This is a genomic window from Niabella pedocola (assembly GCF_021044425.1).
GTDB classification, from domain to species: domain Bacteria; phylum Bacteroidota; class Bacteroidia; order Chitinophagales; family Chitinophagaceae; genus Niabella; species Niabella pedocola.
The window spans coordinates 1,896,813-1,918,719 of record NZ_JAJNEC010000005.1 but is presented as its reverse complement, the minus strand read 5'-3'; the positions used below and the strand labels follow the sequence as shown (position 1 = coordinate 1,918,719).

19 protein-coding genes and 1 riboswitch are annotated in these 21,907 nt (G+C 46.8%); of the genes, 12 read left to right on the top strand and 7 right to left on the bottom strand.

All coding sequences use genetic code 11. The features are described 5' to 3' along the window. Positions 1-429, top strand: coding sequence for a hypothetical protein (locus LQ567_RS15495; RefSeq protein ID WP_231005499.1), 429 nt, complete (start codon positions 1-3; stop codon positions 427-429). Positions 430-604: 175 nt separating this feature from the next. Here LQ567_RS15495 and LQ567_RS15490 read toward each other — a convergent pair whose 3' ends face one another. From LQ567_RS15490 to LQ567_RS15480, 3 genes are all read right to left on the bottom strand, one after another. After that, positions 605-1,111 (bottom strand): DUF2480 family protein, encoded by a 507-nt coding sequence (locus LQ567_RS15490; protein ID WP_231005491.1) that lies wholly within the window; start codon positions 1,109-1,111, stop codon positions 605-607. A 105-nt stretch (positions 1,112-1,216) separates the two neighbouring features. Beyond that, positions 1,217-3,355 carry a peptidylprolyl isomerase gene (locus LQ567_RS15485; RefSeq protein ID WP_231005489.1) on the bottom strand — a complete coding sequence of 713 codons (2,139 nt, stop codon included), beginning with the start codon at positions 3,353-3,355 and terminating at the stop codon, positions 1,217-1,219. Positions 3,356-3,493: 138 nt separating this feature from the next. Then, on the bottom strand, positions 3,494-5,017 hold the full coding sequence (locus LQ567_RS15480; RefSeq protein ID WP_231005486.1) for a bifunctional GNAT family N-acetyltransferase/carbon-nitrogen hydrolase family protein: 1,524 nt from the start codon (positions 5,015-5,017) through the stop codon (positions 3,494-3,496). Between the two features lie 232 nt (positions 5,018-5,249). On the opposite strand from LQ567_RS15480, the gene LQ567_RS15475 reads away from it, so the two are divergent. The 4 genes from LQ567_RS15475 (at position 5,250) to LQ567_RS15460 (ending at position 13,189) form a co-directional block, all read left to right on the top strand. After that, on the top strand, positions 5,250-6,527 hold the full coding sequence (locus LQ567_RS15475; RefSeq protein WP_231005484.1) for a DUF3472 domain-containing protein: 1,278 nt from the start codon (positions 5,250-5,252) through the stop codon (positions 6,525-6,527). Positions 6,528-6,779: 252 nt separating this feature from the next. After that, a riboswitch (SAM riboswitch) is annotated at positions 6,780-6,876 on the top strand. Positions 6,877-7,182: 306 nt separating this feature from the next. After that, the gene (locus LQ567_RS15470; RefSeq protein ID WP_231005482.1) at positions 7,183-10,356 is read left to right on the top strand and encodes a SusC/RagA family TonB-linked outer membrane protein; all 3,174 of its coding nucleotides are present in this window, start codon (positions 7,183-7,185) and stop codon (positions 10,354-10,356) included. A 10-nt stretch (positions 10,357-10,366) separates the two neighbouring features. Next, positions 10,367-11,809, top strand: a complete 1,443-nt coding sequence (locus tag LQ567_RS15465; protein WP_231005481.1) for a SusD/RagB family nutrient-binding outer membrane lipoprotein — start codon at positions 10,367-10,369, stop codon at positions 11,807-11,809. Positions 11,810-11,968: 159 nt separating this feature from the next. Continuing rightward, a complete protein-coding gene (locus LQ567_RS15460; RefSeq protein ID WP_231005479.1) occupies positions 11,969-13,189 on the top strand; it encodes a peroxiredoxin family protein in 1,221 nt (406 codons plus the stop codon). Positions 13,190-13,329: 140 nt separating this feature from the next. On the opposite strand, the gene LQ567_RS15455 is transcribed toward LQ567_RS15460, so the two are convergent. From LQ567_RS15455 to LQ567_RS15445, 3 genes are all read right to left on the bottom strand, one after another. Further along, entirely contained in the window at positions 13,330-14,343 is a 1,014-nt protein-coding gene (locus LQ567_RS15455; protein WP_231005477.1) for a zinc-binding alcohol dehydrogenase family protein, read from the bottom strand. Positions 14,344-14,473: 130 nt separating this feature from the next. Beyond that, positions 14,474-15,493: an aldo/keto reductase gene (locus LQ567_RS15450; protein ID WP_231005475.1), complete on the bottom strand. Its 1,020-nt coding sequence runs from the start codon at positions 15,491-15,493 to the stop codon at positions 14,474-14,476. 105 nt (positions 15,494-15,598) lie between these two features. Next, the gene (locus LQ567_RS15445) at positions 15,599-16,636 is read right to left on the bottom strand and encodes a nucleoid-associated protein (protein WP_231005473.1); all 1,038 of its coding nucleotides are present in this window, start codon (positions 16,634-16,636) and stop codon (positions 15,599-15,601) included. A gap of 334 nt (positions 16,637-16,970) precedes the next feature. On the opposite strand from LQ567_RS15445, the gene rhuM reads away from it, so the two are divergent. The 5 genes from rhuM to LQ567_RS15420 all read left to right on the top strand — a co-directional run bounded on the left by rhuM (position 16,971) and on the right by LQ567_RS15420 (position 20,133). After that, entirely contained in the window at positions 16,971-17,855 is an 885-nt protein-coding gene (rhuM, locus tag LQ567_RS15440; RefSeq protein WP_231005472.1) for a virulence protein RhuM/Fic/DOC family protein, read from the top strand. Positions 17,856-17,877: 22 nt separating this feature from the next. Then, entirely contained in the window at positions 17,878-18,204 is a 327-nt protein-coding gene (locus LQ567_RS15435) for a hypothetical protein (protein WP_231005470.1), read from the top strand. 109 nt (positions 18,205-18,313) lie between these two features. Further along, the gene (locus tag LQ567_RS15430) at positions 18,314-18,850 is read left to right on the top strand and encodes a hypothetical protein (protein ID WP_231005468.1); all 537 of its coding nucleotides are present in this window, start codon (positions 18,314-18,316) and stop codon (positions 18,848-18,850) included. Positions 18,851-19,002: 152 nt separating this feature from the next. After that, the gene (locus LQ567_RS15425; protein ID WP_231005466.1) at positions 19,003-19,596 is read left to right on the top strand and encodes a dihydrofolate reductase family protein; all 594 of its coding nucleotides are present in this window, start codon (positions 19,003-19,005) and stop codon (positions 19,594-19,596) included. 54 nt (positions 19,597-19,650) lie between these two features. Then, a complete protein-coding gene (locus LQ567_RS15420) occupies positions 19,651-20,133 on the top strand; it encodes a GNAT family N-acetyltransferase (protein ID WP_231005464.1) in 483 nt (160 codons plus the stop codon). A gap of 186 nt (positions 20,134-20,319) precedes the next feature. Here LQ567_RS15420 and LQ567_RS15415 read toward each other — a convergent pair whose 3' ends face one another. Continuing rightward, positions 20,320-20,712: a winged helix-turn-helix transcriptional regulator gene (locus LQ567_RS15415; protein ID WP_231005461.1), complete on the bottom strand. Its 393-nt coding sequence runs from the start codon at positions 20,710-20,712 to the stop codon at positions 20,320-20,322. A gap of 82 nt (positions 20,713-20,794) precedes the next feature. On the opposite strand from LQ567_RS15415, the gene LQ567_RS15410 reads away from it, so the two are divergent. Both LQ567_RS15410 and LQ567_RS15405 read left to right on the top strand, forming a co-directional pair. Beyond that, the gene (locus LQ567_RS15410) at positions 20,795-21,313 is read left to right on the top strand and encodes a dihydrofolate reductase family protein (protein WP_231005459.1); all 519 of its coding nucleotides are present in this window, start codon (positions 20,795-20,797) and stop codon (positions 21,311-21,313) included. Positions 21,314-21,419: 106 nt separating this feature from the next. After that, a complete protein-coding gene (locus LQ567_RS15405; protein ID WP_231005457.1) occupies positions 21,420-21,734 on the top strand; it encodes a putative quinol monooxygenase in 315 nt (104 codons plus the stop codon). Positions 21,735-21,907: the final 173 nt, after the last annotated feature.

The following is a 21,907-nucleotide window of genomic DNA, read 5'->3' as shown; positions in this document are numbered from 1 at the left end:
ATGAAACAATTGATGTTCGTATTTGCGCTCTGTTTCGGTGATCCCGTGTTTGCCCAGGTTAGCTGGAATAATGTCCCGGTGCACCAGGTAACTGCTCCCCGTTCGCGTCATACAGGATTTGGAACCCCGGCATCTATTGACCCGGATCTCTGGAGTGATTATTTAAACTGGAGTTTATTTTTAGATAGCACGAAAAGGAACGCGATTCCTGAAGGGATATATAAAATACATACGCAATTTATGGTGGATACAGCAGGAAGGATAGCGCTGGCAAAAGCGCTGGGAAACCCGTTTGGATTAGGCGATACGGTTCAAAAGCGGATCATAGCATTCCCTTATAAGTGGTCGCCTGCTACTCAAAATGGCAGGCCGGTAAAATCATACCACCGGATTATTCTTGAATTTGATTTAAGAACGGAGAAGCACTAATCCAATACGATGCAAGCCTGTCACCGGAAATGCACTCCTTTTACATTCATCTTTCTTACGCCGGGGTGGCTTTATCAAAAGTTTTGTAACTGAATGATCTGATTACAGGTGGTTTGATTACAATTTGTCCGGAGAACAATCTCTTGTTTAGCGGGTACCGATCTGAATGAAAGGGTTATTTCCGTTTATACACCGGTACGGTACTGCAGGGTTCGCCGTACATCAGGCTTTTTACCACCGGTAGTAATTTTAAAGAGATGGCGGCATAAGCTTCTTCCGATACCGGGATGTCGCCGCAGCCCTTGATCACCACGCGGGTATCGGTGAAGGCGGCCGCATCTATGGCGTCAATATTTTTCAGCAGCCACTTATTTTTAACGGAAGCTTCATCGCCCAGCGTTACGAACCGGGCAATGGGCTGCAGGTAACTCACAATAAGCATATAGGCCCAAAGCGGAATGATGGCATCAGCAGAACATACAATACCCACCAGCTGGTTTTCATATACCAACCAGTCCTGCTCTTTCAGCGCGGCCCGGAAATCCTTTTCTTTAAGGATCATGCCCATAAAAAGATAATCCTTGATATCAAAGAGTTTAACCGGTTCTGCCGGATAATAGGATTCCAGGTTAAGGGTAATGATACCGCTTTCTGCTACTTTATTTCTGATAATAGGCTCCATGATAATAAAACAAAGTTAAGCGGGTTTCGGTTTATTTCTGTAGCCCGGCTGGCAATAAAAAGCCCCGCTGGAGCGGGGCTGTAAAAAGATATATTAAGCGTTCGGCTAATAGAACTTGCTCCGGAAATCCTTAATCGTAGCGGCTTCCCGCAGCGCCTGGAGGGATTGGAACTGAGCCTGTTGTTTCGCCTGCAAATAACGCATCTTGCGGGCTTCATCCAGGTTTTGAGCCGGAGCCGGGGTGCTCATTAAATTGTCAACCCGTACTACATATACACCCTGTGTGCCTGCAATGGCTTCCGGTATTACCTTTTGCAGGTTGGCTTTATTGAACGAAGCGCCGATCACTTTGGGTTCAAATCCGATGGCGGATGGCGACTGGCCGTTAAAGCGCAGGCTGTCTGCTGTTTCTACCTGTTGTTTCAGTACGGATGCCGCTGCTTCCAGCGTGGTGATCTTGCCGATCTTATCGCTGATGATCTTTGCTTTTTTCTTGTTGATGAGCAATGGCTCTACCATCATGCGCGCCTTCGACGGGCTCATGGTGCCTTCTTTGTTTATTTCGGTAACCAATCCTACAACGTAGAAATCGCCCACTCTTTCCGGCTGGATCACATCGCCCTGGCCGGCCTTATAAATATTTTTTACAAAGCTCCGGGAAGCGCCCAGCCCCTGGATCATCGCACCGGTAGGCGGAATATCGGTGGCCACAGACTTCAGCACGCCTTTTTCCTGCTGCAGTTTTTCGGCGGCCGCATTAAAGCTTTTTTGATTGGTAGCCTGTGCTGCAAAATGTGTAGCGGCGCTGCTGGCGGCATTATCGGTTTCCTGGCTGGCTTCGATCGGTTTGGTTACATATGCGATCTTATAACCGGTAGCACTTCCTTTGGTACCCAGTACTTCAATAATATGATAACCGTAGTCGGTTTTTACAATGCCCCTGCTACCTACGGGATGTGTAAAGATGTAATCATTAAAAGAAGGCATCATTTGTCCGGAAGGTACATTGTCGTAAACACCACCGGTTGCAACACTGCCTTGATCTGTAGAGAACTTTACAACCAATGAATCAAAGTTGGATCCGTTCTGTATAGCGGCAAATAAGCTGTCGGCCAGTTTACGTGCAGCGGCGCTGTCGCGCAAGGGAACCTGCTGACCGGTTTGTGGGTCCTGCGTTACCGTGCCTACCAGGATATGCCGTACTTTAACCGTATCCGGCATGCTGGTAGTGGCAATGATCTTCGCCAGTGCATAATTATTGGCATCCACATATGGGCCATAGGTATTTCCGGCACCTACCCGTAGGATGGAATCCTTCATGGGTACCTGGATGCGGCTGCCGCTGATGAAGCCATCGTAGTAGTTATTGATGCCTTCGCTTACCAGGAAGTCTTTTACGTTGTGCGTGCTGTCAAAAGCCGGTTTCAGATCCAGCACCCGCTGGCGTGCCGCAGCACTATCGGCAGCATTTGGCTGTGCATTAAACGCAACATAAGAGATGCCGCGGCTTTCCTGCTGTTTAAAGTCGGTTTTATGTTTGTTGATATAATCCTGTATGTCGCTATCGGTAATCTTCACCGCCGAATCGGAAATACTGGTATAAGGTGCTCTTACAAAAGAAACTTTCGACATCAGGGCTTCATCGGCCTGCTGTTTTTCCATCATCCATTTGGGGAAGTTGATGCTGGTGGTTAACAGGGCATCGTATTTTTCTGCCTGGCGCTGAAGGATCAGCTGGTCCAGGAAGCCATTGATCTGGGCTTTTTGCTCCGCTGTTCCTTTTGATTTGATCTCGTTGATCTGGCGCTGTGCTGCCGCAGCATCAAAGCGCCCGGTTTGAGGATCCGTAAAGCCTTGTGCCAGCTCCTGCGGAGGGTTGGCGCCAAAAAGCAGGTCGTTCAGTTCTTTGCGGCCCACATCCAGTCCCAGTTTTTTAGATTCCTGGGAAAGCAGGATCCGGGAAACTTCCTGGCCCCAGGCCATTTCGTTGGCCTGCTGGGCAGAACCTTCACCACCGCCCATTCCGCGGGCCTGCAGCATTTGCGTTTGCTGTTCTACAAGGCCGCTGAATTGCTGGAACTCAATTTTTTCTCCGTTTACTTTTCCAATGGTCCGGACGTCTCCGGTAAACAGGCTTCCGCCATTCTCAAAAGCAAGCATCACTACAAATATGACCAATGCAAGCCCAATGATAACAGCCATCACCTTGCCATACTTGTCCTGAATGTTCTGTATTACTGACATGTTAAATAATATAGTTAATTAAAAGGTTGGCAAAAATAGCGTTTTTAAAGATATCAACAAACTGTGGAAAAAAGGGCCGGAATAGCTTGATAACGGGCCATTCCGGGGCGGAAAGATACCAGCGGCTGCGGGGCATTCTCAACCTTTTCGAACTACTTCATATACATCTTTCCGGCGGTCGGCCAGGTTTTTAACGCTTCCGAATTTATGGAGGTGCCTTAAAAGGTCAATATCCACGTCGCCGATCACCACCATTTCCGTGTTGGGGGTGGCTTCTGCCTCTATACCATTGGAGGGAAAAGAAAAGTCACAGGGGGTGAGGATCATCGACTGGGCATACTGGATGTCCATATTCTGTACCTGGGGCAGGTTGCCCACATTGCCGGCAATGGCCACATAGCATTCATTTTCAATGGCCCGGGCCTGTGCACAATGCCGCACCCGGAAATAGGCGTTTTGTGTATCGGTAAGAAAGGGCACGAAAAGAATATCCATTCCTTCATCTGCCAGCAGGCGGCTGAGCTCGGGAAACTCGGAGTCATAACAAACCAGGATGCCCACCTTACCGCAATCGGTATCAAAGGTTTTTACCTGGCTGCCGCCTACCATCCCCCATACCCGCTCTTCGTCCGGCGTAACGTGGATCTTTTCATATTTATCAACGGATCCGTCGCGCTGACAGAGATATCCTACATTATAAAGGCGGCCGTCTGTTACTTCCGGCATACTGCCCGTTACAATATTTATATTATAGCTTACTGCCAGGGCAGCAAACCGGTCCCGTATAACCGTGGTGTATTTAGATACTTCTTTTACGGCGTCGGCAGCAGAAAGATGGTTGTATTCGGCCATCAGCGGGGCATTAAAAAATTCGGGAAACACGGCAAAATCGCAGCGGTAGCCGGAAACCGTGTCCACAAAGTATTCCACCTGTGTCATCATTTCCTCCAGGTTCTTATAAAGCCGCATCTGCCATTGTACCAGTCCCAGCCGCACCACGCGCTTAAGCGGGAAGGCTTGCTCGCTCCGGTCTTCATAATAGATATTGTCCCATTTCAGCAGCACACCATATTCATTCGACTGTACATCCCCAAGCAGGTAATTTTTTATAATACGTACAGGGTGAAAGTCGTTGGACAGCTGAAAGTCCAGCACCGGGTCATGCAGTTCTTTTTGTTTTACTTTCTGGATATACGCGCTGGGCGTCATTTCCTGGGCATATTTATGATAGCCGGGTATCCGGCCGCCAAATACAATACCTTTCAGGTTCAGGCGCTCTGCCAGTTCCTTCCGGTAATCGTATAAACGCCGTCCCAGGCGCATGCCGCGGAATTGAGGTTTGATGAACACGTCGATACCATATAAGATTTCACCCTCCGGGTCGTGCGAGTTGAATGAATAATTGCCGGTGATGCTTTTATAATTGTGCCGGTTATTCACTTTTTTTTCGTCCACAATGATCGAAAGTGCGCAGGCTGCCATGACCCCGTTTATATAGATCACCACCTGGCCCTCGGGAAAAAGATTGATGAGCCGGTTGATCTGGTGCCGCTGCCAGTAACTTTCGGGCATGCTGGGATAGCAGGCGATCATGGTTTCCTTGAGGGCATCGTACTGGTCCTTTTCAAGTGTTTTTATCTCAATATTGATCGGGTCTGTCATAGTAACAAATTTAATGTAAATAATCCGGCCGGAATATTGTGTGTAAGTAGCTGCAGCTGTGCAGACAGGGGATTTTGTAATGGATGGCTATGTGCAGGTCAGGGATCAGCGCATCGGCGGCAGATCATCCGGCGGTATGGAAGGATGGCGGCCTCCCATAATGAATGCAATCGGTTGAGCAGCAGAATCACGGGCTTTCACGATATATTCGCATACACAAAAAAATACGCTTATGAACCGTTCCGCGAAAGGATTGCTTGCAGGATTACTGCTTTTTTCTTCTGTTATCAATGCCCAGTCCGTAACCGTTCCCACCGGGGGAAATGCCTGGGCGCTGGAGCGAAGCGAGGAGGCCGTACGGATCCGCAACAACGGGGTAACCAACTGGACAAAGGTCAATGACGGCTTTACCACCTATATACGGGTTACACAGCCCGGGACCCTTAAAGTATGGCTGGAAACCGGTGCCGTTACCGGCAGCCCGGAAATTGCAGTGTCCCTGTTCAAAAAAGTTCAAAAGGCAACGCTTAAAGGGGCGGGCCCTTCTTTTTATATCGGGGAATGGAACATAAAAGATAGCGGCTATGTACCTATTGTGGTGAAGGGTATAAAAAAGGACGGCTGCTGTTTTCCGGATGTAACGGCGCTGAAGCTGGAGGGCTCCGCCCTTACGGATAAAGCCAGTTATACAAAAAATAACGAAGGCAACTTTTTTCATTGGGGAAGAAGAGGCCCTTCTGTACACATGGGCTATCAGCTGCCGAAAGAGGTGGATGCCGAGTGGTTTTATAATGAAGTAACCGTGCCGGAAGGCAATGATCTGATCGGTTCTTATTTTATGGCCAATGGTTTTGGCGAAGGTTATTTTGGAATGCAGGTGAACTCGGCTACCGAGCGCCGCATCCTGTTCTCTGTATGGAGCCCTTACCAGACGGATGATCCCAAACAGATCCCGGAAGATCATAAGATCAAGATGCTGAAAAAAGGAGAAGGCGTTTATTCCGGCGAATTTGGCAATGAAGGATCGGGCGGACAAAGCATCCTGCGGTATAACTGGAAGGCCGCTATAACCTACAAATTCCTGTTGCATGTGGTACCGGACGGGGATAGCCACACGATTTATACCGCTTATTTTTACGATGGTGCAAAAAATACCTGGTTACTGGTGGCTAGTTTCCGGCGCCCCAAACTGGCTACATACCTGAAGCGGCCGCATTCCTTCCTGGAAAACTTTAGTCCCAACCAGGGCGATCTGGAGCGGAAAGTGTTTTTTGGAAACCAGTGGGTGCGGGATACCAAAGGCAACTGGCATGAGCTTACAAAGGCGCGCTTTACGGCCGATAATACGGCGCGCGTCGGGTATCGCAAGGACTATGCAGGCGGCACCAGGGGGCAGCAGTTTTACCTGAGAAATTGCGGCTTCTTTAATGATTATGTGCCGTATGATACCCTGCTGGAGCGTGCGCCCACGGGTAAGGCACCACAGGTTGATTTGAATGCATTGCCATAAAGAGGATCTTTTGTTTTTTATCAGGCCATCTCCTTTTATACAGGGAGATGGTTTTTTTATACCACTTTCCAGGCGGATAAAACAGGAATGGATCGATCCTGCTGCGCGCAGCCACAGAAAAAGCTGCAATCCTGCGGATGATGCGAACGGAATAAAACGGGCATTCCTCCTTCAATAATAGTCTACCTTTTTTGTAGAAATTTATTTTGCTAATAATATTTTAGCAATTACCTTTGCCCTGTCTTAACAGACAACTTATCAAGAAAGACTGAGGGAAATGGCCCGGGGAAGTCTTAGCAACCACCATCAAGGAGCGGTGCTACATCCATCCAAAAAGGAAAGATAAGTGAGTCGTCAATGTTCCCTGCATTGTCTGCTATTCACGATTTTCTTTCCATAACAAATTTTTTAAACGGCAATTTTTGAACATGAACACAAAAATGCAATCGTCGGGGTATGACCATATGTCTCCCAATTGCCGGCAGATGAACTGTCGTAACACACAAACGCTGCAACTTCTTACGATGAGGTTGGCGTGTTGTTGCTGTTGATCTTCATCCCTTTTTCATTTCAGTTTTAATTAACGGTCAGAGGCCGAACGGGACCCGTATGCCCTGACTGTAACCATCCGAATACTTTAAAATAGCATGTAACAATGAACCAATTTCTAAAAAGACTTATTTATACAGCGCTCGTCTTTTTCCCTTTGCTGGGAGCCGCACAGTCGGCAACGATAACGGGCACCGTACAGGAACTTCAGACGGGAGCCCCGCTGGCAGGGGTAACGGTGGAAGTTTCCGGTACCAACCGGCGTGTACTCACCAGTGAACAGGGACAGTTCTCCATAGAAGCGGGGCCGCATGCAACGCTGCTTTTTTCCTATGTGGGCTATGCCAACCGCCAGGTAAATACAGATACCATACAGGGAAACCTGCAGGTGCAGCTGCAAAGTTCCAATACGGCGCTCGACGAAGTGGTGGTGACGGCGTTGGGTGTTTCCAAGGCTAAAAAATCCCTGGGTTATGCCACGCAGGAGTTAAAAGCAAAGGATATTTCAGAAGCACGGGAAACCAATATCGTAAATGCGATGGCCGGAAAGATCGCCGGAGTACGTATTACCAATACACAGGGAGATATGGGATCCTCGCGGATCGTGATAAGGGGCGAAACCTCTATTGCGGGCAATAACCAGCCGCTTTTTGTGGTAGATGGTATCCCCGTGGACAACTCACAACTGGGCGCCGGGGGATCGCGCGATTTTCGCAATGCGATTGCGGATCTGAACCCGGAAGATATTGAAACCATCAGCGTGCTGAAGGGACCCAATGCGGCGGCGCTTTATGGCTCACGTGCAGGGCAGGGAGTTATTCTGATCAAAACAAAAACCGGAAGAAGCAAAAAGGGCCTGGGCGTAACGCTAAACTCCAATGTGAATATTGCCAAATTGCTGATCCTGCCGGAATACCAGAATGTTTTTGGTCAGGGCTCTGAAGGAAAATTCAGCTATGTAGATGGAAAGGGTGGTGGCATAAACGATGGGGTGGATGAAAGCTGGGGGCCGAAGCTGGATGGGCGGCTGATCCCGCAATTCTATTCCAATGGCCAACCGGTACCCTTTGTAGCGCACCCCGATAATGTACGGGATTATTTCCGGACGGGCGTTACCTACAGCAATGGTATCGCATTGGCAAATGCCGGAGAAAATTATGACTACCGCATTTCATATAATAATGAAAAACAACAGGGGGTAGTGCCCAACAGTGAGGCAAAAAAAGACAATGTATCCTTCAATGCTAATTACAATGTTACTTCAAAATTAAAGGTAGGCGTGAATGCCAACTATATCGTTAATAATGCGCCCAACCTTCCTGGGGCAGGCGGTAAAAGAGCCACCAGCACCATGCTGCAATTTACCTGGTTTGGCCGCCAGGTAGATATCGGTCAGCTGAGAAATTACAAAGATGCCAGCGGCAACGGCATTAACTGGAATAACAGCTATTACAGCAACCCCTACTGGATCGCGTATGAAAATACCGTGAGCCAACGCCGCAACCGCATCATCGGAAATGTAAACATCAATTATACAATCCTTGACGGGTTAAGTGCCAACTTCCGTACCGGTACCGATTATTATAACGACCGGCGCAAGCTGAAAATAGCCTATGGAACCAACGGAACACCCTTCGGTTCTTATGAAGAAGATGCTTTTGCAGTGAATGAAAGCAATACGGAAGCCATGTTGCGCTACAATAAAAACATTGGAAGTCTGTTCAGTCTGGATGCCTTTGCCGGATGGAATCTGCGTACAAAAATTTATGAGGAAAATATTCAGCAGGCGCCCCGCCTGGCGGTGCCCAATGTATATAGCCTTACGAATTCAAGGGACCCTTTAGTGTCTTCGAATTATTATTCAAAATCGAAGATCTACAGCACATTCGCGTCTGGACAACTAGGATATAGGAACTTTGCCTTTATAAATCTAACGCTGCGTAATGACTGGTCTTCCACGCTCCCGGTACAAAATCTTTCCTATTTCTATCCCTCTATAAACGCCAGCCTGGTGCTGACAGATGCACTGGATATAAAATCATCAACACTGAACTATTTAAAGATCAGGGGCGGATGGTCCAAAGTGGGAAACAGTGCTGAGCCGTATCAATTAGCAAATATATTCAACTTTAATGCTCCGTTTTTGGGTAGTCCTCCGCTGGTTACTTCCGGAATTGACTATGCTCCCGGTCTTAAATCAGAAAGCACAATTGCTTCAGAAGTAGGTTTAGAAGCCGCGCTGCTCAATAACCGGGTTCGGCTGGATCTGAGCCTTTACAATTCAAACAGCATTGACCAGATCCTGAAAGTGGATGTAACGGCTGCAACCGGCTATAATCAAAAACTGATGAACGCAGGCAAGATCAATAATAAGGGTATCGAAGTACAGTTAGGTGTTATTCCGGTAAAGAATAATAACGTTCAGTGGAACGTTGATTTAAACTATGCAGCGAACAGAAGCCGTGTACTGATCCTGGATTATGAAAAGCGCCTGCAGAATTATGTGCTGGGATCTTACCGCAGTGTGCAGGTACTGGCCTCCGTTGGAAAGCCGTACGGTACCTTATTCGGCAATGCGTATCTCAGGGATGCCGAGGGCAACATCGTGGTAAACAACAGCGGTATTCCGCTGGCGGATCCGAATAAAAAAGTGCTGGGTAAGTTTACGCCCGATTGGGTGGGAGGTGTCAGCAACAGCGTTTCCTATAAAAACTTCAGTCTTTCCTTTTTGGTGGATGCCAGCATCGGCGGCTCGCTGTTTGCGGGAACCAACTCAACCGGAAGCTATACCGGCGTACTGGCACTTACGCTTCCGGGACGGGATGCCGAGCACGGGGGACTTAGCTACTACTATCCAAACAATAATAAAGCAAACGGCACAAAAGCCGGCGCCAGCGGGCCAAACGGGGAAACCGTATATGATGACGGGATGATCTTTAACGGCGTAACCGCCGATGGTAGGAAAAATGCCACCATTATTCCGGCATCGCAGTATTATAAGGCATCCCGGAGTATTGAGGAAGAGTACGTGTATGATGCTTCTTATGTAAAGCTGCGGGAGGTAAAGCTGGGGTACAACCTGCCGGCACAATGGATCCGCAAGATCGGTTTTCAGGGGGCCTCCTTTTCTGTGGTAGGCCGTAATCTCTGGATCATTCATAAAAATGTACCCAATATCGACCCCGAAGTGGCCTTTACCACCGGCAATGCACAGGGGCTGGAAGATCTGACGCTTCCTACCGTGCGGAATATCGGATTTAACCTGAACCTTAAATTTTAAAATGGCAGTCATGTATAAAAATATATTCAATTTACTGGTGCTTCTTATTACGCTTTCTTTTACTGCCTGCAAAAAGAACCTGGCGGAAATCAACCGGAACCCCAATGCGGTGGAAGATCCGCAGCCGGATTATTTGTTAACCGCAGCTGAAAAGATTGCGGCTGATACCTATTGGGGGGCAGATAATAATTTCAACTCCAGCCTGCTCATCATTCAGCACTGGGCCAAGATCCAGTATACGGAACCGGACCGCTATATTTTCAGCAACAGCAGTTTTACGGCGCTCTGGAATACCGGTTATGCGCAGGTGATCACGAATCTGAATACGATCATTCAGTTTCCGGAAGAGAAAGCCAATACTAATTATAAAGCCGTTGCTACCATTTTAAGATCCTGGATATTCCAGTTGTTAACGGATGCATATGGAGCCATTCCATATAAAGAATCCGGAAAAATAAAACAAACCCTAACACCCGTATACGATTCACAGAAGGACGTATACTTTGGTCTGCTGGATGAGCTGAAATCGGCAGCAACTGCATTGAACCCGGCTGCCGGCAGTGTTTCCGGAGATGTTTTATACGGCGGCAGTTTGGCCAGCTGGAAAAAATTTGCAGGCGCCCTCCGGCTGCGCATAGCGCTGCGTATTGCCGACCGGGAACCGGAAAAAGCAAAACAGGTGATCAGCGAATTAACCGCCGACCCTGCTTTGCTGATCAGCAGCAATGCAGAGATCGCACAGCAGGCGTACGATAAGCCACCGCTGCAAAACCCCGTGGCCGCCTGGTTTTCCACCAGGGATGACTACCGGGTAGGGAAGACCATCATCGATAAATTATATGCATTAAATGATCCGCGTTTGGTTGTATTTGCCGATAAACCCACAGATCCCTCTGTTACCAGCTATGTAGGGGTACCCAGCGGGCTTACCAACAGCGATGCCAATAACCTGGGGTTTGCAAAAACGTCTAAACCGGGGTTGACGTTTTTCCGGTCGGATGCCAATCCAGCAGTGATTATAAGCTATGCTGAAGTGTTGTTTGCAAAAGCGGAGGCAGTGGCCCGTGGATTGTTGACCGGCGATGCAGCCGATCTGTACAAACAGGCCATTACCGCATCATTCAATCAATACCAGATCAAAGACAATGCGGTGATCAGCAATTATCTTAACCAGCCTTCAGTAGTGTACAATCCTGCGAACTATAAAAAATCAATTGGTGAACAGAAGTGGATTGCATTGTACGGCCAGGGGCTGGAAGCTTTTGCCGAGTGGCGTCGCTTAGATTATCCGCAGTTGACGGCGGGTGCATCCGGGGTGCTGGACGGAAAGATACCGGTGCGGTTCATTTACCCGGGTACAGAACAGTCGCTCAATGGTGATAATTATAAAGCTGCTGTAGCTGCCCAGGGAACGGATAACCTGCTTACAAAGCTATGGTTTGATGTAAACTGATGTTGATCTGGTTTGGCCACAGAAACACTGAAGCGCTGTTTCTGTGGCAACGACCGTGTAATCGCGCAAATGCAAGAACTTAGCGAACTTTACATGAAAGGACGTTGTTTTACTTCAACAGATTTTACGATCATGCAGAAAATATACCGATACTTTTTTTTGATACTGATTTTACTGGGTTCGTTTGTGGCCAGCCAGGCACAACGCATAAAACCCGGTATCTGGCAGGGCGTATTACAGCGGCCAGACGGACAGCAGATCATTTTTAATTTTGAATCGGCTACGCTTAAGGGGAGGCCGGTGCTTTATGTGATCAATGCCGGGGAACGGTTGCTGGTAGACGATGTAAGGCAAAAAGGCGACTCCCTCTGGATCCGGATGCCATTTTTTGCCTCCGGCTTTGCACTAAAGGTAGAAAAGAACGGCAATCTGAAGGGACTGTATATAAAAAGCTACGGTGCGCGCAAAGAGGAAATTCCCTTCTACGCTACGCACGGCGTAGCAGAGCGGTATCCATTGAACAAACCTGCAGTAGCGGATATCAGCGGGCGTTGGGCGGTAGGCTTTAATGCCGGTAATGGGAAGGTACAGCAGGCGATTGGTGAGTTTGCGCAGGAGCCCGGTGGCCGGATTACCGGTACCTTTCTCACACCTTCCGGCGATTACCGCTACCTGGAGGGATCCGTAAGCGGCGATTCCCTGCACCTTTCGGGTTTTGACGGAGGTCATGCCTTTGTTTTTACCGCCTTGCTGAATGATAAAGACAGCATCGGCCAGGCTGCTGTATATTCCGGCTTAAAAGCCACGCAAAGCTGGACGGCCCGGCGCAACGATACCGTGCAGCTTCCGGATGAAAATACCTATACCAAATTAAGGGAGGGCGAGAGCCGGCTGAACTTCCGGTTCCGGGCTACCTCCGGTGAATGGGTGTCTATTAACGATGCCCGGTATAAAAATAAAGTGGTCATTGTGCAGCTGCTGGGTTCCTGGTGCCCCAATTGTATGGATGAAACGGCCTATCTGAGCGATTATTATACCCGGAACAAGGCCCGGGGGGTGGAGATCATCGGATTGGCATATGAACGTACCGGTGATTTTGAAGCATCGCGCAAGGCGCTGGTGCCTTTCCAGAAACGCTATAATGTAAAATATCCTTTCCTGGTTACCGGCGTTGCCGTTTCCGACGAGCGGCGTACAGAAAAAACATTGCCGCAACTGGAAAGCATTAAGGCATTTCCAACATCCATTGTGATTGATAAAAAAGGAACGATCCGGAAAATCCATTCAGGGTTTAACGGGCCGGGCACCGGCAAACACTATGAGGAATTCAAAAAAGAATTTGAAGGCTTTATAGGCGAACTGCTAAAGGAGCCGTCTTAACACTGTTTAAATTTCGGGAGATAAAAGCGGCGTAGTAACCAATACCGGCGGCTTGATAACCGTTCAGCCGTTAAGATTTATTAAGAAACAGGACCACTTCTTAATGTGTTAAGGATAAAAAAAAGTTATAATACAGCTTTTTAAAAATGCACCATTGCCTTTATGACACCGGAGGCAGGGTTGAGCCAGCTTTCAAACTGCGCGGGTACTTCATCAAAGCGAATCGTGTGCGTGATATAGGTCTGTGGCCGGATGGAGCCTTTTTTCATGGACCGTATGACATGCTCAAAATCGTCCTTGACGGCATTGCGGCTACTCAGGAGGGTGCTTTCCCGTTTGTGAAATTCCGGGTGACTGAACGAGAAAGCCTCTTTTTGCAAACCGATCAACACATAACGACCGCCATGTGCCAGGTATTGGATGCCGCTGTTGATAGCCCGCAGGTTGCCGGTGGCGTCGATAACCACGGTAGGAAAATCACCATTGGTGATGGCTTTTACCTGTTCAACAGCATCTTTATCGGTGCCGTTTACCACGGCATGAACGCCCAGGTGTTCCTGGCAAAAGCGCAGGCGGTCTGTATTAATATCCAGGGCAATGACCCGTGCACCTGCAATACGGGCCAGTTCCATGGTACCCAGTCCGATGGGCCCGGCACCAATTACCAGTACAAACTCACCGGGTTGTACGTTTGCCCTGCGCACTCCATGAGCACCAATGGCCAGCGGTTCTACCAATGCCAGTTCGTCTGCATTTAATCCCTGTCCATGTAGCAGGCTGCCCGCGGGTGCCACAATCTCTTCCCGCATGCCTCCGTCAATATGCACCCCAAATACCTGGATGGACACACAACAATTCGGCTTGCCCGAGCGGCAGGCAATACAAGTACCACAACTGAAATAAGGGATGATGGTCACCAGCTCACCTGGTTCAAAACCTTCGGCACTGCCACTATCAATCAATGCTCCGGAAAGCTCATGCCCCAGGATGCGAGGATAGCTGAAGAACGGTTGGGTTCCTTCAAAAGCATGAAGGTCTGTACCACAGATGCCCACCCGCTTCAAACGGATGCGGGCATTGCCGGCGCCGGCTTCCGGAAGTGCATCTTCCCGGAAGGCAAAATGACCAGGAGCTGTGCAAACAAGAGTTTTCATTACTTAAATAATTGTCAAAATAACAATTAAATATCCAATTGGACAAGTTTGACTTTGAGTGATCAGTATCAGCAGGAGCAGAACCAGCACCAATTGCCGGAATTTAAGCTGATTGCTGACCGCCGAAAGCCTACAGGTAAGGATAATCCGCGGCAATCAGCCCATCTTCCTTCAGCCGGTTCCAGAAATCAATGGGGATTTCTATCTGTCCCATTTCTACGTTTTTACGTACGCGGGCGGGATTGCTGCTGTTTAAGGCGATACTTTTTATCCCGGGTACGTGCAGCCCAAAATAAATGGCAGCTGCAGCGGGGTCGATCTCAAATTCCTTGCAGATCTCATAATACCGGTCGCGCCACTGGTAATAATGGGCATGTTCCGGGTTATTGCGATCGAGCAGGATATAATTAAAATAATCGCTGCCCATCAGGAACCCCCCGTGAAAGACCGCGGAATTGATGATGGTGATCCCCTGTTGATACAAACTGTCCATAAAGGCGATCAGGTCTTTCGGATGATGGTAGATGGTGAAGCTATTGGCAATCATTACCCAGTCCAGTTTTACATCCCGGGCAATTTTTTCAATGGCCCTCCAATCTTTGGCCCCGATGCCGATACCTGCCACTTCACCTTTTGCTCTTAGCTCCGTAAGTGCCTGGTAGGCACCCAGGATATCCTCGTACCGTTGCTGGTAATCGGCTTCGCCCGTGGCGGCAGCGAGGTATTCATCCGGATCATGTACAGAAACCAATTGTGGTATATAACCGCCCAATAATTCATTTCCCTGGCGGAAACACTCAAAAATTCCTTCGTAGCTGATTTTTTGTTCGGCATCATTCTTCAACGCATGCCAAATGCCTTTTTCAAATGTAGGCTCAGGTGTGGTCAGGGGTTTTTGCACCCAGGCCAGTTTATTGCTGATCAGAACCTCATTTTTTGCGATGCCCAGGTCCTTAAGGCATTTGCCCAGTTCCTCCAGGGCCAGCCCGGCACCATATTTCCCTGCAGAATCAAACAGGGGGGTATCTCCGGCCGGCGTGGCGGCAATATATTCTTTTACAATAGCTAGCTTTTCATCATAAGGCAATGCCCGGTACAGGTTGCCCAACAGGCTGGTGCCGGAACACACTACAGGTAACTTTATTTGCATTCGTCAAAATTATCTGAATTGACGAATAATCAACATTCAATATTTGCTGATTGCTATATTTTATTAACCGGTTTTAACAGTTTGGAAGGATAATAACCTGTGCTCCTATTCTTCATTGTGGAAATACAACTTGTAAAACCGTCCTTTATCATCCTCACCGTGCTCAATCATGTTCCGGTCGCCATGGATATAGATATGAAAATTCTTATCCAGTTTGATCACGCTTTTGTACGCCCGGTTCTGCCGTTTTACAGCTGCGGGTGAAATGGAGAAATTGTCGGCTATTTCAATATCCCGCTCTGCGGAATAGTGCTGTTTATAACGGTCGAAGCTTTCCACATATTCTTTATGGTGCAAGACCTCATTATTAAAGGTTTCCTGGTCAAAATGCTGCTTCTCCTTAAAAAAACTGAGGCTCCGGTTCAGCAAGTCTGCCTGATCGGCCTTGGTTACATTGTATTGTTCCGGTAAATGGTCTACTACATATGACTTGTACAAGGCCATGGTACTTTCCGTATTAAAATACTGATCCTGGCGCTGCTGGATGCGCAGAAAGCTGTCTGTCCAGTAACGGGCTTCCGGCGATTTATTCTTCGTATCCACAATAGAAATAATATAGCCGTTCTCCTTGTCGGTATTAAAGATCATGCAGCCTTTATCCAGTTTATTGATATTGATGCCTTCTTCGCTTTCCACTTCAAAAGCATCTTCTACGGGGAATACTTTTAAAAAAGGCTCCTTGTTTTCCGATTTAAACAGCCCGATGGCATCCACCGTTTCACCGTTCAGCAGGCCTTCTTTAAAATAGACCACATAAAGCTCGCCCCCTTTAATGCTGGGATGTGTGCCCTGGTTGTACAGGTGCTGGGCCAGGTTTTTGGATTGTGCCAGGGTTTGTTCCGGTTTTTCAAAAATGGCGGAAACATAGTTCCATGCCTCATTGGTGCTGATATGCCCATCGGCGTAAAACTGGAAATATTCTTCCGACTTAAAGGGATTCAGAAAATAGCGGGTCATCAAATCCTTTACCTCCGGGTCTACCGCCAGTTCCTTTTTGGAAAGGGTCAGGTATTCTTCCTCTAACTGGTTGCCCACTTTATGCACGGCGATGTGGGTAATAGCCGATCCTTCAAAATACTGCATGCTGCTGTTTTTAAAACGGCTGCAAAGTAATGCAAAACACGGGAAACTGAAGATTTGCCAGGAATGCTTATTTAGGCGGAGCCGGTTTTCTGAAAGATCATAAATGAAAAACCCGGCCGTTAGCAACGAAAAATACTAAATTGCATTTGCGATCTTATGAAATCGGCTTTTTATAACACACCAATACCAAAGCGCTTATACGCATCTAATTATAAACACAAACACCTTTTAATCTATGCAAACAGGAGAAATCATCATTTATCAGGCCCGGGATGGACAGGCAGCTATTGAGGTACGATTGGAAAAGGAGACAGTTTGGTTGACTCTAAATCAAATGGCAGGCTTATTTAACCGGGATAAATCTGTAATTTCCAGACATATATCCAATATTTTCAAGGAGTCTGAGTTAAATGCAAATTCAGTTGTTGCAAAAAATGCAACAACTGGAACAGATGGTAAAACGTACCAGGTTGAACATTTTAGCCTCGATGTAATCATTTCCGTCGGTTACCGGGTAAAATCGCCGCAGGGCACCCAATTCCGCATCTGGGCTAATAAGGTGCTGAAGGATTTCCTGGTAAAAGGATATGCCGTTAATGAAAAACGTCTGAAAGAGCAAGGCCGGCAATTGGACCAACTGAAACAAACGGTAAAACTGCTGGAAAATGTGCTGGAAAGTCAGCCTTTAAATTCAGATGAAGCATCCGGTCTGCTGAAAGTGATCACCGATTATACCTATGCATTGGATGTGCTGGACCGGTATGATCACCAGGTGCTGGAAATAAAAGAAACGACTAAGGAAGAGCTGTTCCGGATCAATTATGAGGAAGCCATGGTCGCGGTTAACGGATTACGGGAAAAATTTGGAGGCAGCTCTTTATTTGGCAATGAAAAAGACGAATCTTTCCTGGGTTCGCTGGGGGCCATTTATCAAACCTTTGACAAAAAATACCTTTATCCCAGTGTAGAAGAAAAAGCCGCCCACCTGTTGTACTTTGTGGTAAAAAATCACTCTTTTTCGGATGGTAATAAACGGATTGCCGCATTCCTGTTTGTTTGGTTCCTGGATAAAAATAAAATTCTTTATAAAGAAGATGGCTCCCGAAAAATTGCAGATAATGCCCTGGTAGCGCTTACACTGATGATTGCAGAAAGCAAACCGGAGGAAAAGGAAATGATGGTAAAAGTGGTGGTGAACCTTATTAATCTTAAAAACTGAACCCGGAGCATAAAATACAAACATGAACCTGCGTGATGAAATATTAAACCAGGCACTGTTGTTGTCTATGGAGTGGGGTGAAAACTGGCTGCAGCCGGTCAACGATCGGCTTTCAAAGATATACCCGGAATTATCCCATCGCGAATTAACTTGGTGTAATAGCCTGTGTACCGAAGTAAATAAAGAGGCCCACCGGTTTGTGTATGAAAACCCGGTATTCAATGGTCCTGACACCGGCTTTGTTGATGTTGAGATTTTCAGTACTCAGGTGCTTAAAAAATTCGGATGGATCGATAAAGAAAACCTTCAAAGGCTTTATAGCCAAAGCTGTTATTATGCAAGGAAATAAATGACGCGATAACAACCGATTTCTTAAATTCATAGGCCATTAAAAAAAATGGTTATTTGTATATTTATATGATGTTGTAACTGTTTACTGACATGCATCATAATTGACAATGGAAGCAATAACTATTGCGGAGAAATCAAAACCACCCTATTTATTAGGCCTCCTTTGTGTAATTCCATTAGTTGGAGCTTTTGTCGGTTTAGGGCTTTTATTGTATGGACTTTTAAAGTACAAGGACAAACGGCTTTCAATCATTGGGGTTGCGGGGATCCTATGGACAATTCTTGTTTATTCGGCACTATTCTATGCAGGAACGCACGCTTCGGTTTTTAAGAAAGGGTTTGAAAACATTTCACAAATGCAGTTAAATAGCCTGGTAAAAAATATTGAGTTCTACAAACGCTCACACGGGCAATATCCGGACAGGTTAGAACAGCTTCGGGACGATGACAAATTAGCACCAATTAATGATGCAGCGCAGGGTATGAACATAAAAGGGATCGCCTATTATAACTATGAAAAAATTGGCGAGAAATACGTGCTTTTCTCATCAGGCCAGGACGGCATACCCCATACAACGGATGATTTATTTCCACAGGTAACCATTACAGACAGCAGTAAAATAGGATGGATAAGACACTGGTGACAACATAGTGCAACCATCCATTTATTGTGGTTCCACTCGTATTTACACCCTTAAATTGTCGTATCCGCACTACAATCGAATACTTTTTATTAGCGAGCTTCGTATCGCACAAAACGGGTTTGAAAAATTTTTAAAAAAAGGAGGATAATACCATGCGTAAAATAATCGTATCAGAAATGATCACATTGGATGGAGTAATGCAGGGCCCCGGCGGTCCGGAAGAAGATGTATCCGGCGGTTTTACCTATGGCGGCTGGACAGCGGCTTACGGAGATGAGGAGTCCGGCAGGATCTATCAAAAACAGATGCAGGCAGCCGATTACCTTTTAGGCCGGAAGACATTTGAGATCTGGGAAAACTACTGGCCGCAACATGACGACTTCTGGCCGGCTGTTAATGCGGGCACGAAATATGTGCTGTCTGCCACGCGGAAAAGCTCGGATTGGAAAAATTCCGTTTTTCTTGAAGGGCTGGAAGGGATCAGGGAGCTTAAAAAATCAACCGGTCCGGATATCCAGGTTTGGGGCAGCAGTAAACTGGTTCAGCTATTGCTGCAACAGGATCTGGTGGATGAACTCTGGCTCAAGATTTTTCCGGTAACGCTTGGTACAGGAAAAAGATTGTTTGAAGGCGGCCCCATTCCTGCGGCATTTACGTTAACAGAGAGTTCCATTACTCCAGGCGGTGTGATTTTTGCCAATTACAAACGGGCGGGTGCGGTGAAGACGGGTACGGCTGGTGCATAAAGTAAACAACTCCGGTATCTGTAAGAACAGCAAACAAATCATATTATAACGAAAATGATAACGGGCAACAACATACGATTACAGCCGACAGTAGCCGCTGATCTGGAACGGTTCTTTATTTTTCAACTGGATAAGGAAGCGATCCACCTGGCGGCCTTTACCCCAAAAGATCCAACAGATAAAGAGGCCTACTTAAATAAGTATGCAAAATTATTGAGCGAGCCTACGGTACATATGCGCACCATAGTGGTGAACAATATTATCGTTGGCAGTATTTCAAAATTTGAAATAGAAGGCGATGCGGAGATCACCTACTGGATCGACCGGGGATTTTGGGGCAAAGGGATTGGTACCGCGGTTCTGAAACAATTCCTCGCGCTTGAGAAGGCCCGGCCCATCTTCGGGCGGGTAGCCTTTGATAACATCGGCTCCCAGCGGGTTTTGGAAAAATGTGGTTTTGTAAGAATAGGAAAGGATAAAGGGTTTGCCAATGCCCGGCAGGCAGAAATAGAGGAATTTATTTATAAGCTAACCTGAAGTTGACGTATAAAATACTGAGATTCTGAATTTTTATTTGCGTACGAAAACATGTAAAGGAACAAAAACAAATGATAGACAATGATCAGATCAAACGTTTACTTGTTCCTGTAGAAAAAGTGTATACTACATCCAGTCATTTGGTGAACCGGTACCTCGGAATAGTATAGATAATTTCACACCTACTCAGAAAGATTTGTAAGCAGGATCCACAGGAACAAAAATTTCCTTTCCCTCTGCATAAATTTTTCCCCAGTTACATAGGCTGTCTAAAATCGGTACCAGATCCCAGCCTTTATTGGTCAACAAATATTTTACACCGGTTGGAACGGTATCAGCAATTTCCCGTTTTACCAAAATAGCATGCGTTTCCAGTTCTTTTAATTGTCTTGCCAATACCGTTTCTGAAATAGCCGGCAGCTTTTGCTTTAAAAGATGAAAGCGGTTATTGCCCTGGGAAATGTAATAAATGATTTGCGACTTCCACCGTCCACTTACGATACTGATAGCGGAGTTGCGCTCACAGGTCTCAAACAAAAATTGCTCGTTGATATAATTGGAAGACTGCTTTTTTCTCATACTTAAAGAATGATGGCTAACAATTTTGTTAGTCATTGTTTATAAAAGAATGAATAAAGAACTTTGATCAAAAATACGAAATATGAAAATCAGTATCTACATAGCCGCATCTGCAAACGGGTTGATATCTAAGTCAAGAAATGTGCCTGACTGGCTTTCTCCCGAATATGGTGCAGGAATGATGGCTATTTGCCAGGAATATAAGGCTGTGATCATGGGGCGGGTTACTTATGATATCCTGGCGCCGGATTACCTGCCACTTACCCATGAAGGAACAACGGTTGTGTTAACTAACAACGAAGATGCAAAATCCGACAACTCAACGGTAGTGTTTACAAAAAATGAACCTGCTGCAATCGTGCAGCTGCTTACAGACCGAGGGCACACCAATGCCGTTATTATTGGAGGAACAGCCACGATCAGTACGTTTATAAATGCGGGCCTGGTCAGTGATATTTATTTTGTAATAGAACCCGTTCTTTTCGGAGGCGGCCTGCCCTTGTTAAAAGACGTCGCCGCTGAGTTTAAGCTTAACCTGGTGGAAGTGGCAAAACTAAACGGCAATACGGTTCAGTTACATTACGAAATAAAAAATGCTTAGCCTGATTTTTATGAGGTTGAGCCGTTAACAAAAATGAAGAAGGAAAAAGGATCATGTTAACGATTCAATATTTGTTTGCGCCACTAAACAAGTTAATAACCGTAGTATGGATATAAACCCGGTTACTGTTGTAATTACCTGTGCCATTCAACCTGGTAAGGTTGGCAGGGCCCGGCAGGCGCTTGAGACAAATATTAAAACGGTGCTGCGTGAAGAGCCGGCCTGCCATGGCATTCGTGTGCATGACGACCCAAAGAACCCGCACCGTTTATTGATTATTGAATATTGGGATAGCGAAGCTGCTTTTACAGGACCACACATGCAAACGCCACATATGCAGGCATTCCTTAAAACGGCGGCCGAATTTCTTGACGGAACAGCGGAGTTTGGTTTTTGGCGTGAAATAATAGCGGAAAATTAAAAAGCAGATACGGCTTTTTAAGTGCTAAAAACCAGCCAGAATCCCATCGCCATTTCCGGTATATGAGAACCCGCGGCCACGGAAGCAGCGCACCGGTTATTGTTTATAAGCCAATGGGCTGCCGGATGCGAAGGGGCCGCCACTGCAACGCAGGGGCCGCAGCCAGCAGCAGC